Raw genomic sequence first — 13,518 nt, forward strand, 5'->3', positions numbered from 1 at the left:
ATGAATTTCCTAGTGTAGAACACAGTAGGGAATTACAAATACGCATATAATGAAGTAATTACTTCCCAAACGAATCGTAATTGGTGAACGAAATAAATGTTTAAGAATGGTAAAAATGGGGAAAGTTTAAAATAAAGAAAAGTTTTTAATATTATAAGAAGTCTTTATATACAAGACCTTAACGCAAAAAAATTAGCATTTAGTGAAGATATAAGAAAGCAGGTGAGAAGATGGGAAATGCAGAAACAAGATCATATGTTCCTGGACGCCCCAAATACATTATTGAAGATAGTTCAAGCAAAAATTCAATGTTATGCAGTTTTATCAAAAGAAAAATGTCAGATACAGAAAATGATTATGGGTGGCTAGAACCAAATGGTACATTTCATGCAGTGGAATGGGAAGAACATCAAGAGTGGGCTGATGAATGGATCAGGAATAATATTCCAGAGAATGAATATTTATATGGAACAGGCTTTACTTTATTGGCAGGAGATTATTTAGTAAAAAAAGGGTGGATATTATTGCATAATCCATCACAAGGGATTGCATTTGCAACAAGAAGTAGAAATTGCAGAATTACTAAAAATCAAAAAAAATTTTTATATGATTATTATATGGAACGTAATTGCGAAAAAGAAGCAAATAAATTTTATTGGGATTAATGATTTTTTATGTATACTTAGAGATTTTTTATCAATAATATTTATTGAATAGATATTAGGAGGTTCTTTATGTATAATCTAGCAGATTTTAATCAAGTGTTACTACCAAATGAAAAAATTGCAACTGGCCTAAAAGATTTTGATACATTTGAGAATATTTTAATTTATAATCAAGAAGTGAATTTTGATTTATGGAGGTATTTAGATTACAAACCAGCATTTATTATGTTCACTGAAATAGACAAATGTCTCTCAGTCAAGTGGGGCGATAAACCTGTAGAATTAAATAAGAGGTATACGACTGCTGACTATTTTAAAATATGGACAAGTGGAGGCCTGACTATAAAATCAAATTTAGTTAGTAAAGATATGGATGATAAAAAAATAATACAGATAATTGACTCGCAAGGTCGTAAAAAAGACTTTGGATTTTATGTATATCGATTTTCGATTTTAGCGGATTATTATAGAAAAGGAATCCTAACTGATTCAGAATCTTCCAATACGGATTGGAATTGGGGTAATGAAAACACAGGTCCTGTTATAATGCCACAATGCTCCAAAGAAGAAATCCCAGAATATCGTGGTAAATTCCAAATTAAAAATATGGATTCTCCGATTAATTATCCTGACTCAAGAAAAGGAAAGGTAGTATTGATTCTACAATTACATCATGCGATTGATCCTCAAAAAGTTATGATATATAATGGGGATGGAAAATTAATTATTGGAGGCAGTAATGTTCGTTGGTCTGTGATTCAGTTTAAAACGAAAAACGATACATTAGATTTTTATGCTTATGCAACGCAGCATCCGGATCGGAATTTTGATGGACTAATAAGAATAGGAATTAATTTTGCAATCAAGATTATTGAGAATGAAAAGGAAATATTTATTCCAATTTATCAAGAGGTTTCCGATAGCACCAAAAACACTTCCAAATATCCGTTTGTAGCCAGTGTTCAATTCAGAGTATCTCCTTGGATTATGACTGCAAACACACAGTCACCTCGAAATCTTTATGTAAGTGAAGTGCCTTACTCATACTTTAGTCAAGAGGGATATATAAGCAATCAAAAATTTATTGATAATCTAAAACAAGTAATTGGTGATGATAAAGTAAAGGTAATTCCAGAAAAATTCACGAGGAATGACCCATGGGCTCAGGATGAAACAAAGTTTGGATATTCGGAAATGCCAAATAAACAAAATTTGGACATTATATTAAATTCTCCTAGAAATAGAGGATTAGATGTATTTCCAATATATAATATATTTGAGCTTGAAAACAAAGGGTACATTACCTGCGGTGGTACAGGAGAAAAATCTTCACTGGATTCCTTTGGTAATTTAGATGTTACACCACCTTTTGGTGACTATAAATTCGGTCGTATTTATTATGGTGGTTGTAAAGATAATACAAATGGCCGAAGAATGATGCAAGCAATGCGTGAATTTTTAGATGCACAAATTGTACAAAAGCCCTTTCAATTATATACCGACTGGCTATTGGTTGGACATGTAGATGAAATGATGAGTATCATACCTGCACCTAAAGAAATTAGTAAATATGGATTTAAAATATTACTATCAAGTCCAAATCGATTTTATGAAATATTGAATTCGATTAAAGATGAAAATAGTATTTTCTTTAAGGATTTATGTAATATTCAAGGTGATAAGGTAGAAACAACAGTAAAAAATTTGAAAAATAATCAAGAGTTGAAACAATTTAATATAAAGTGCCAGGAGTATCTGGATTATAACAGAAGTATATTAATAAAGGAATTGCAATATTTAGATATTAAAGAATTAAATAATGATATTATAGACATTCCAGCTCTTTATTACCCTGACATTAACAGCCAAGATAATAAGGCATCAGCTTATATGCCAGGAATGGTTAACTTAGTAGTATGGGAAAATCAATTATTAATTGCAAAACCCTTTGGAGCAGAGGTGAATGGAAAATGCTGTATGGAGGAATATGTAAAAAGCAGACTTGAGACAAAAAATTTGAATTTAAAATGTAACTTCATAGATGACTGGAATGCATATCATATTCAAGATGGGGAAGTACATTGCGGTACGAATATGCTGCGTAAGCCCTATTCAGATGATTGGTGGAGCTATATACCTATGTAATTAAAATTAATTGCATATTAATAAAACAATATATCACGAAATAGCCACGTAAAATATACAATTAAATGATAAGATAAAATAGGAGGATATAAGGTTCTTATAATGCTGCTAAGTATTATGAGATTAATGCGAACGATAATGGATATATTAGTTCCGAAAATACTTTTGAATCTTTCATAAATACTAAATTAAATTGGATAGAGATGTGTCAAAGGATGATGACGGATTATTATGAGGCTGGCTTGTATGGGCAGTACAAAGAGGGTCAAAACCTTATAAGATTTTTTTCTGAATATCCTAATATATAAAATGCATCGAACAATTAAAATTTAGAGAATGAATGCTCTTTCTTATGGCAAAAGCTGTAGGTAAGAGCATTTTTTAATAAAAGCAGTACTTTACATTTAAATAGAATTATAAATTGACACATTTCGTTCTTTCATCTATACTCTTATGGTATGAATGAAAGAAAAGGATGGAGAAGAACGTGATTAAAATTGATTTTAATAATATAGATATATCAAAGGAAGAACCGATTCATGAACCGGAAAGGCAGTATTATTTTATCGCTAAGGCAAGAAAGCTTGTAAAGGATAAATCAAAAAAGCTAGGTCGCCCTTTGACCTGCATGGTGACGACCTTTGGGTGTCAGATGAATCAAAAGGACTCTGAAAAGCTTCTTGGTATCTTAGAGCTTATTGGCTATGAACAGGCAGATTCTGAGAAAGCCGATTTTGTTATCTACAATACCTGTACGGTTAGAGACAATGCAAATCAAAAGGTATATGGGCGCTTGGGATTTTTAAATGGCGTAAAGAGAACAAATCCCAATATGTTGATTGCACTTTGCGGTTGTATGATGCAAGAGCCGGAAGCAGTAGAAAAGATTAAGAAAAGCTATTCCTTTGTAGATATTATATTTGGAACGCATAATATTTTCAAGTTTGCGGAGCTTTTATATACGAGATTACAATCTGAAAGAATGGTAATTGATATATGGAAAGGAACAAATGACATTGTTGAGGATCTTCCGGCTGAGCGCAAATATGGTTTTAAGGCGGGGGTAAATATCATGTTTGGCTGTAATAATTTCTGTAGTTATTGTATTGTTCCGTATGTGAGGGGACGTGAGAGAAGCCGTAATGCAAAGGATATCATTCGAGAAATTGAGGACTTGGCAAGCCAAGGTGTTGTAGAGATAATGCTTCTTGGCCAGAATGTAAATTCCTATGGAAAGACATTAAAAGAACCGATGACATTCGCGCAGTTATTGCAGGAAGTTGAGAAAGTGGAAGGAATAAAAAGAATTCGTTTTATGACTTCTCATCCCAAGGATTTATCCGATGATTTGATTGAGGTTATGAAAAATTCCAAAAAGATTTGCAAGCATTTACATTTGCCGCTGCAGTCAGGAAGCACTAAGCTATTAGAGAAGATGAACAGACATTATACAAAAGAAAGCTATTTGAACTTAGCTAATAAGATTCAAACTTCTATTCCTGACATTTCTATTACTACGGATATCATTGTTGGTTTTCCGGGTGAAACGGATAGAGATATCGAAGAGACAATAGACGTAGTACGTAAGGTAAGATATGATTCTGCCTTTACCTTTATTTATTCCAAACGCACAGGTACACCGGCTGCATCAATGGAGAATCAGGTACCTGAAGAGGTTAATAAAGTTCGATTTGAACGATTACTTGAGGCTGTACAACAAGTATCAAAAGAAAAGACACAACGTTTTTTGGGCCAAGTAGTAGAAGTGCTCGTGGAAGAGGTAAATCAACAAGACCAAAGTTTAATGACAGGACGAATGAGTCATAATACGATTGTTCATTTTGAGGGAGATAAAAGCTTAATTGGTAAAATAGTCGAAGTAAAGCTTGAAGAGTGCAGGGGATTTTATTACATGGCTAAGCTTGTATAAAAGGAAGGCTCTTAGCGTTAAAGCGCTAGGAGTCTTTTGAGATTTAAGACAATTGATTCAATACTGTTTCCTTCTTTGGAAAATCGCTTAACTTGTTAATTTTATTTGCATACAAGTGCAGCCTTGTACGAAAGTTGCTTCAACAATTTTAGTTTCAGAAGATTCTGGCGGATTTGTGATTAAATCAAAAAGCTCTTTGGCTAAAATAGGGATGTTTTGTCGTACGGTTGTGATTTGAGGGTAATGTATTTTATCCAAAACACCATCAAATCCTACAATGGAAAAAGTGTCAGGAATCCGAATGTTTCGAAAAACTGCATCATTTATAAGTCCTAACGCAACTAAATCGTTACTGCATATAATGGCGGTAGGAGGATTGGAAAGTGATAAAAAGTATCCAAGAGCTGCCTGACCCGATTCGATATTTAGACCGTTGCTGAAATAAATATACTCAGGGTTAATAGGAATGTTTTTATTTGTTAAAGCTTCCTTATAGCCACATAATCTGGATTCAATTGAATCAAAGGTTTTTTCACTTCCGACAAAACCTATTTTTCTATGATTTAAATTATATAAATAATCAATCACCTTATGTATCATTTCTCTGTTGTTTGAGTGGACAGTTGAATAAACCCCCTTTGTACTTCTGTCCAGTGAAACAATAGGGATTTGATTTTTATAAGGTTCAAACAGGTTATAATCTAAGCCTTCTGTTAAGATGATTCCGGCACATCGATTTGAAATGCAATATTCAATGTAACTAGTTTCAAGGTCTGGATTGTTCTCTGTATCTAGAATCAATAATGTATATTTGTTATCTAAGCATATCTTATTTAAATCCTTAATTAAGTTAATGAAAAATGGATTTTCCATGTCATATATAAAGATCGCAATCGAATTTGAGGTCTTTGAAAAAATATTTTTAATCGTTTGATTTGGAATATAATTATATTCTTTTATTATTTTTTCAACCTTTTCCCGTACTTTTGGGGAAGTTTTATCAGGCGTATTGATGACTCTGGAAACCGTTGCCGTTGAAACCCCTGCGAGTTTTGCGATTTCTCTTATACCGATAAAACTATTGTGATTTTCTGGAATTTTCATACTCTAACCTACCTTTTTACAAGGTTTTTACTAAAGAATAAAACCTTTATTTGTAAAATTATTATAATATGAAAAGGGGAATGTGTAAAGTACTTTGAAGAAAAAATGTAATAAGATACATTATAAAGTGGTGAAAAGTTAAAATAATGTTTAAAAATACCAGGGAATTTGTGAAATGAAAATAGAAATGGGTCAATAAATACAAAGAATAAAATAAAAAAGTAAAAATAGTGTACAAATAGTATGCATTTGTATTGACAAAAAACAAATCATAGTATAATATGTAATTATAACAAGTTACATTTGCAGAGGAGGTTGTTCTATGAATGAACGAATACAACGATTAAGAAATAGACTTTTCGATCAGGAACCAAGAATTTGTTCCCAACGTTGTGTAATTTTCACAAATTCAATGAAAAAGTCCGAAGGAAAGCCAATTGCTCTTAGAAGATCACAAGCGTTTTATGATGTATTGGACAAGATGACAGTGTATGTGAATGAAGATGAACTCATTGTCGGCAATCAGGCAAGATGGCCAAAAGCTTCACCTATTTTTCCTGAGTATTCAACTGAGTGGTTAGAAAACGAATTAAACGGAAAACCATTTTATCCGCACGAGCGGCCAGGTGATAAGTTCTATTATGATGAAGAGGATAAAGAAAATATATTGGATTGTGTCAGCTACTGGAAAGGCAAATCCCTTTATGAAAATTTGAGAAAAACGCTTCCTGACTATATTAATGCAGCATGGGATGCCAATGTAATAGATGATACATGGGTATCAGCTGCTGGTCTTGGAAATGAAGTGGTTGATTATGAATTAGTAGTAAACAAAGGCTTAGAGGATGTCATGAGAAGAATTAAAGAAAGAAGAAATTCTCTTGATTTAAAAGAGCCAGGCAATGTGAAAAAAAGCTGGTTTCTAGACGCTGCACTACAGGGGAATCAGGCAGTAGTTAATTTTTCTAATCGTATCGCAGAGGAATGCGAAAGACAGGCACTTACTGCAAAGGATGAAAAATGTAAGCAAGAGCTAAATGAGCTTGCAGAAATTTGCAGACATGTACCACGCTATCCAGCACGAACCTTTCATGAAGCAGTGCAAGCCATATATATGATTTTATTGACCGTGCATCTGGAATCCAATGGTCATGCCATTTCCCTTGGCAGGTTTGATCAATATGTATATCCTCTTTATAAGAAAGACTTAGAAGAGGGCAGAATTACCAGAGAAGAAGCATTAGAAATCATAGAAGCTTTCTTTATTAAATGTAACGAATTAAACAAATTAAGAAGCTGGCCGGATACAGAGTTTTTCTTGGGTTATCAAATGTTTATTAATTTAGCTGTTGCGGGTCAGCATGCAGATGGAAGTGATGCAACCAATACAATATCTGAATTATGTGTTGAGGCTTGTGAAAATGTTAGATTGTTTACTCCTTCTATCTCTGTAAAATGCTGTGATGCAACCACTGATGAATTTTTAATGAAAGCACTTAACGCAATGGAGATGCATAAAGGAGGACAGCCAGCCTTTTATAATGATAAAGCATTTATCAGGACACTAGAAAATATGGGAATTGCGAAAGAGGATTTGCATAATTGGGTTCCAGATGGCTGCATTGAAGCGTCGATACCGGGCAAATGGGACTTTGCTGCTAAGGGTCCTTGGTTAAATGTAGAAAAGGTATTGGAAATTGTGCTTAATAATGGAACTGACCCTAGAACGAAACAACATTTCTTTGATTTGGATAAAAGAATAGAAGAATATACATCTACAGAAGAAATATTAGAAGTATATGAGAAGGCGCTAAGATTTTTTATCGATTTACAGGTAGAAACAGAACATATCAATGATGAGTTACATGTTCAACAAGATATTAACGCATTTAGAGCATCGTTAGTGGATGACTGTATCGGCAGATGTCTTGATTTGGTAGAAGGCGGTTCAATCTATTCAGCAGACGGAGGTCCAACGGCAGGAAGCATTAGTGCAGGAGATGCGTTAGCAGCCATTGATCACATTGTATTTGAACAAAAGATTATTACCTTGGAACAATTATTACATGCATTAGCAACCAATTTTGAGGATAATCAAACCATACCGACAGGAGCAGAAATAAGAGCAATTTTATTAACGAAAGCTCCCAAATATGGTAATGATGATGACAGGGCAGATAAATGGGTGGTTGCCATCGAGGAATTTATTGGACATACCTATCGCTATGAATGTAGAAGCTCTAAATATGGAAAAGGCCCTATCCCTTGCTGTTATTCCTATAGCCAAAGTCCTGTAACGGGAAATGTTGCTTTTGGTGCCAGTATTGGTGCAACACCAGACGGTCGTAAATCAGGAGATCCTGTAAATAACGGTGTCTCGCCGGCAAACGGTTCGGAAAAAAGCGGTGCGACTGCTGCATGTAATTCCGTTATGAAGCTTCCTACAATTTATATTCAAAAAGGTGGCATTTTTAATATGAGATTAACTAAGGCAGCATTGGAAACAATAGAAAATAAGAAAAAAATAATTGATATGATTCGGGTGTTCTTTGATAACTATGGTGAGCAAATTCAGTTTAATGTAGTTGATACCAAAATTTATAAGGATGCTATGAAAAATCCAGATCAATATAAAGATTTAATGGTTCGTGTTTCAGGCTACAGTGCGTTGTTTACATCACTGTCACCTTCTTGCCAAATTGATGTAATCAGCAGGACGGAGCTTGATCTATAACTAGAAAACAAGAAAGGTATGGCGAAATGGAAGAGGCAAATATTTTCAATATAGAACGATATGCCACGGAGGACGGTCCGGGAATTCGCACTGTTATTTTTCTTAAAGGATGTCAACTAAGATGCAGGTGGTGTGCCAATCCAGAGTCACAGGAATTCAAACCGCAGGTTTTAGTCAATATTAATACTTGCATATCCTGTGGAAAATGTATGAATGTATGTCCTAGTCATGCAATATCCTATCAGGAAGGATATGGCTATATATCCGATTTTAATCGGTGCACCGCTTGCCAAATATGCATTACACAATGTTACCTGAATGCCAGAACGCTTATGGGTAAACAATATAGTATTCAGGAATTGCTGGAAATTATATTAAAGGACGAGCAGTATTATAAAAAGTCTGGTGGAGGCATCACTTTTAGCGGAGGAGAACCATTTTACTATTCCCAAACGATACAAGAACTTGCAAAAGAGATGAAAGCAAGAGGCTATAATACTTTAGTTGAAACCTGTGGGCAGGTTCAGTGGGCTAAAATAGAAGCAGCAATGGAGGACTTGGATTATATTTACTACGACTTTAAACATTACGATACAAAGAGGCATAAAGAGTTAACGGGTTATGATAATACTTTGATATTGGACAATTTGCGTTTGCTTGACAAGAAATATAAAGGGAATTTATCAGTAAGGTATCCATATATTCCTGGTTGTAACAGTGATGATGCAGCAATACAAGGTTTCTTACGATTTATGAAAGAGTTAAATCATGTCAAAGAAATTATATTTCTTCCCTATCATAGATTGGGACTTCCAAAATACCAAGGCTTAGGCAGAACTTATGAAATGGGTGAGAGAAAGTCGTTAAAGAAAGCGGAAATGAAACATTTGTATGAAATTGCCAAAGACTATGATTTAAAGATAAAAATACAATAATTGGGGTGATAACGTGGCAGTAAAAACTATATTGGGATTTGATTGCGGGAATTCGTCCTATCGTGTAGTGCTTGGAAAATATGATGGTGAACGCATCATTACAGAAGTAATTGACCAAATTCCAAATGATATGATTAAGGTGGGAAATTACTATTATTGGGATATACTACGGATTTTTTCCGACTTTAAACAGATTCTTAAAAGACTGGTTTTACAGGGCGAAAAAATAGATTCAATTGGAATTTGCACTTGGGGTGTTGACTTTGCGCTGTTTGACAAAAAAGGGAATATGCTGAATAACCCGTTGGCATATCGAAATGTGTTTGGAGAAGCATATATTTCGAAACTGACAACAAAGGATAGAAAAGACATGTTTCAAAATACCGGAATTTTATGTGACAAAATTAATTCAGTCTATTTACTGGAAGGTATGAAAGAAGAAATGCCAGATATTTATGAATTGTCAGATAAACTATTAATGATTCCTGATATTTTGAATTATATGCTGACGGGTAGGTTTTTTAATGAGCCAAGTGAATTCAGTACAACGCAGCTTATGAATGTTAAAAGTAAGGAAGTTAGTGAATTTGTCTGTCATGAGAGAAACATAAAAAAAGAATTGTTTCAAGAAATTGGCAGGCATGGTGAACTGATTGGTGTTCTATTAGAGGATATCAAAGAAGAAATCGGAGTTGATTATGATATTCCAGTTGTTTGTGTACCATCTCACGATACGGCAGCAGCGGTTTTAGCAGTGCCGGCTATGGAGGAGCATTTTGCTTTTATCAGCTCTGGTACGTGGTCTTTAATAGGAACCGAATTAAAGGAGCCGATTTTATCCGATGAAGTGTATCAGGCGAATTTAACCAATGAATTAGGCGCTTTTCATACTATTACACTTTTAAAAAACGGTGCCGGAATGTTCATGATTCAAAAGATTAAAAAGGAATATGAGCTTGATGTTAAAAAGGAAGTGAGTTGGACGGATATTATGGAGCTTTCCAATTCTTATCAAGAGGAACATACTCCGCTAATTGATATTAATGACATTCGATTCTTTCATCCAAGGAAAATGGGAAAAGAAATATGGAGTTACTTAAAGGAAACAAAGCAGGCGGATGGAGAATTTTTGTGGAATACAGTTGTTAGAGCGGTTTATGCTTCTATGGCTTGCAGTTATGCAATTACGGTTAATGATATGCAAAATGTGACCAAGAAAAGCTTTGATTCTATTTACATTGTTGGTGGGGGTGCCAAAAATGAAATTGTTAATCAAATGACAGCCGATTGTTCAGGTAAAAAGGTAATTGCATGTATAGGCGAGAGTACTGCAATGGGTAATATAGCAGCTCAGCTTAAATATTTTGACACTTCCCTTGGTGTAAAAGACATAAGAAAAATTGTAAAGAATTCTGTTCATATGAAAAGTTATAGTACAAATAAAGATACTTCCTATTTAGTTGATTGTTATAAAAAATTATCAGAAAAGGAGTGGATGATTCAATGAGTGACAGAATTCTGCAAATGGAAGGAATATCAAAAAGCTTCTTTGGCGTACAGGTTTTAAAAAACGCCCAGCTCGAAGTCAGAAAAGGAGAAGTACATGTTTTGCTGGGTGAAAACGGAGCGGGCAAATCAACAATGATTAAAATTTTATCAGGAGCCTATAAAAGAGAAGAAGGAAAAATTTATCTAAATGGTGAGGAATTACCGATACTGACGCCAAAGGAGGTAATTGATAAAGGGATTAGCGTCATCTATCAGGAGTTTAACTTAAATCCACATGTTTCTATATGGGAAAATATATTCATGGGTAAAGAATTTACCAAGCATGGAATTATAGATAGCAGCAAAAGCAAATCCGAGGCAAAAAAATATATGGAGTTAATCGGACTCGATTGTGAACCTGATCTGTTGGTTGGAAATCTGAGTATTGCTCAAAAGCAAATGGTAGAAATAGCGAAAGCCATCTCAATGGATGTAAAGGTTCTGGTACTAGATGAACCAACAGCCTCAATCACAGACAAAGAAACAGAAAGACTTTTTTCAATTGTTAGAGAATTAAAGGCAAAGGGAATTGGAATTATTTATATATCGCACCGTATGAGTGAGCTTTTTGAAATCGGAGACAGATGTAGTGTTATGAGGGATGGCGAATATATCGATACGGTTGAACTTAGTAAAACATCGGTAGAAGAACTTACTAAAATGATGGTAGGCAGAAGTGTAAGCTTTGAAAGATATCAAAATAAAGCGTTAGATACCAAAAGTGAAGTTCTAAAGGTTGAAAACCTGAATTATAAGAAACTCCTAAAAAATGTTTCGTTTCATCTCCACAAAGGGGAAATTTTAGGAATGTCAGGGCTTGTCGGAGCAGGTAGAACAGAACTGGCAAAATGCATTATTGGGGCATATACCAAAAGTTCAGGTACCGTTTATTTGAATGGAAATGAGTATAGCAATGCTTCCATATGTAAATCAATTGATCATGGAATTGTCTATTTAAGTGAGGACAGAAAAGATGAAGGACTGGTTTTAATGCACTCATTAAAGGATAATATTGCACTTCCTAACCTTTCCTTATTTGGTAAGTTTATGTTAAGTAAAAGTAAAATGGAATGTACTGCAAAAGAATCAGTAGAAAAGTTAATGATTAAGGCTCATTCAACTGATATACAGGCGAAAAATTTGTCAGGGGGGAATCAACAAAAAGTTGTAATTGCCAAATGGCTGTTAACAAATGCGCAAATCTTTATATTTGATGAACCGACACGAGGAATTGACGTTGGAGCCAGAGATGAAATATATCAGATTATGGGTAAGCTGGTAAAGGAAGGAAAATCAATTATTATGATTTCGTCGGATATTCCAGAAATTCAGAAAATGTGTGATAGGGTTTTGGTGTTAAAAGATGGAGAAATAACAGCAGATGTAAAAAATACAACGGAATTAACACAGGAAAAAATACTATCTTATGCATTAACAGGAGGAAAGTAAAATGGAAAAATTTATGAAAGGCAAAAAAATTGATGTACAGGCATTCACTCTTTATTTTGGAGGAATCATTATCCTGTTAGCCTTTACAATAATTTGTAAAATAAACGGAAAAGATTTCTTTTCAGTACAAAACATTATGAATATCATCCAACAGTCAGCTATTATTGGAATTACAGGAATTGGAGCTTCAATTGTAATTTTGACCGGCGGTATTGATTTATCAGTTGGTTCGGTGATTGCATTTGTTGGAATTTCGGGAGGGCTGTTATTAAAGGCAGGTGTGCCGCTTCCAATTACTATAATCGCATGTCTGATTATAGGTATGCTGATTGGATTATTTAATGGTTATTTTGTCAGTGTTGGAAAGGTTCCTGCTTTTATTGTTACATTAGGTTCAATGCAAATATTCAGGGGTTTTACAAAGGTTTTGACGGATGGTAAGCCGGTTTCTGGCTTTGAGGATAGTCTGGCAGCACTGACGAGCGGCAAGGTTTTTGGAATACCAGCACTTGTATATTATGTATTTATACTGTATGCAATTATGATATTTGTTACACTCAAAACTAAATTTGGAAGAAGGCTATATGCAATCGGTGGTAATCCGAATGCAGCAAAGCTTTCAGGCGTTAAGATTCGTAAAATAGAAATTTCAGCATACGCAATAGCAGGACTGTTTTTTGCCATTGGAGGAATATGTTTACTATCCAGATTATCTTATGCAGATCCGAATGCAGGTTCTGGATATGAAATGGATGCGATTGCGGCAACTGTACTGGGAGGAATTGCATTATCAGGCGGTAAAGGAAAGGTTGGTAATACTTTAGTGGGAGCTTTGGTTTTGGGCATACTAAAGTGCGGACTTCAGATACTAAATGTAGCAACCTATTGGCAGACTGTTATAATCGGTGTTGTAATTATACTTGCTGTATACGCAGATAAAGCAAATGATAGAAAGGCAGAATAAAGATATTAATACCCAAATGGGTTTTTAATATAAGAAGAATGAAA

General features: G+C 34.3%; 9 protein-coding genes. 8 read left to right on the top strand and 1 reads right to left on the bottom strand.

Translation table 11 applies throughout. The features are described from left to right. The first annotated feature begins 230 nt into the window (after window positions 1–230). From C8E03_RS00590 to miaB, 3 genes are all read left to right on the top strand, one after another. On the top strand, window positions 231–665 hold the full coding sequence (locus tag C8E03_RS00590) for a hypothetical protein (RefSeq protein ID WP_094376919.1): 435 nt from the start codon (window positions 231–233) through the stop codon (window positions 663–665). 69 nt (window positions 666–734) lie between these two features. Next, complete coding sequence (locus tag C8E03_RS00595; RefSeq protein WP_110289976.1) at window positions 735–2,810, top strand: protein-arginine deiminase domain-containing protein; 2,076 nt, start codon at window positions 735–737, stop codon at window positions 2,808–2,810. Between the two features lie 487 nt (window positions 2,811–3,297). Continuing rightward, window positions 3,298–4,740, top strand: coding sequence for a tRNA (N6-isopentenyl adenosine(37)-C2)-methylthiotransferase MiaB (gene miaB, locus C8E03_RS00600; protein ID WP_330410648.1), 1,443 nt, complete (start codon window positions 3,298–3,300; stop codon window positions 4,738–4,740). Window positions 4,741–4,827: 87 nt separating this feature from the next. On the opposite strand, the gene C8E03_RS00605 is transcribed toward miaB, so the two are convergent. After that, entirely contained in the window at window positions 4,828–5,844 is a 1,017-nt protein-coding gene (locus C8E03_RS00605; RefSeq protein ID WP_094376922.1) for a LacI family DNA-binding transcriptional regulator, read from the bottom strand. A gap of 322 nt (window positions 5,845–6,166) precedes the next feature. On the opposite strand from C8E03_RS00605, the gene C8E03_RS00610 reads away from it, so the two are divergent. From C8E03_RS00610 to C8E03_RS00630, 5 genes are read left to right on the top strand one after another with little or no spacing between them, the layout of a single operon-like run. Then, a complete protein-coding gene (locus tag C8E03_RS00610) occupies window positions 6,167–8,578 on the top strand; it encodes a glycyl radical protein (RefSeq protein WP_094376923.1) in 2,412 nt (803 codons plus the stop codon). A gap of 26 nt (window positions 8,579–8,604) precedes the next feature. Then, window positions 8,605–9,513 carry a glycyl-radical enzyme activating protein gene (locus C8E03_RS00615; RefSeq protein ID WP_110289977.1) on the top strand — a complete coding sequence of 303 codons (909 nt, stop codon included), beginning with the start codon at window positions 8,605–8,607 and terminating at the stop codon, window positions 9,511–9,513. A 13-nt stretch (window positions 9,514–9,526) separates the two neighbouring features. Further along, window positions 9,527–11,020, top strand: a complete 1,494-nt coding sequence (locus C8E03_RS00620) for a rhamnulokinase (RefSeq protein WP_110289978.1) — start codon at window positions 9,527–9,529, stop codon at window positions 11,018–11,020. Then, window positions 11,017–12,510 carry a sugar ABC transporter ATP-binding protein gene (locus tag C8E03_RS00625; protein ID WP_110289979.1) on the top strand — a complete coding sequence of 498 codons (1,494 nt, stop codon included), beginning with the start codon at window positions 11,017–11,019 and terminating at the stop codon, window positions 12,508–12,510. Before C8E03_RS00620 ends, C8E03_RS00625 begins: the two co-directional genes overlap by 4 nt. 1 nt (window position 12,511) lies before the next feature. Then, complete coding sequence (locus C8E03_RS00630; protein WP_110289980.1) at window positions 12,512–13,474, top strand: ABC transporter permease; 963 nt, start codon at window positions 12,512–12,514, stop codon at window positions 13,472–13,474. The last annotated feature ends 44 nt before the right edge of the window (window positions 13,475–13,518 follow it).

The organism is Lachnotalea glycerini, from assembly GCF_003201285.1.
GTDB classification, from domain to species: Bacteria; Bacillota; Clostridia; order Lachnospirales; family Lachnospiraceae; genus Lachnotalea; species Lachnotalea glycerini.

What these genes read in the sequence shown, in the direction of transcription:
- C8E03_RS00595 (WP_110289976.1), top strand. Translation starts at nt 735, where the DNA reads ATGTATAATCTAGCAGATTTTAATCAAGTGTTACTACCAAATGAAAAA.
- C8E03_RS00615 (WP_110289977.1), top strand. Translation starts at nt 8,605, where the DNA reads ATGGAAGAGGCAAATATTTTCAATATAGAACGATATGCCACGGAGGAC.
- C8E03_RS00590 (WP_094376919.1), top strand. Translation starts at nt 231, where the DNA reads ATGGGAAATGCAGAAACAAGATCATATGTTCCTGGACGCCCCAAATAC.
- C8E03_RS00630 (WP_110289980.1), top strand. Translation starts at nt 12,512, where the DNA reads ATGGAAAAATTTATGAAAGGCAAAAAAATTGATGTACAGGCATTCACT.
- C8E03_RS00625 (WP_110289979.1), top strand. Translation starts at nt 11,017, where the DNA reads ATGAGTGACAGAATTCTGCAAATGGAAGGAATATCAAAAAGCTTCTTT.
- C8E03_RS00610 (WP_094376923.1), top strand. Translation starts at nt 6,167, where the DNA reads ATGAATGAACGAATACAACGATTAAGAAATAGACTTTTCGATCAGGAA.
- C8E03_RS00605 (WP_094376922.1), bottom strand. Translation starts at nt 5,844, where the DNA reads ATGAAAATTCCAGAAAATCACAATAGTTTTATCGGTATAAGAGAAATC.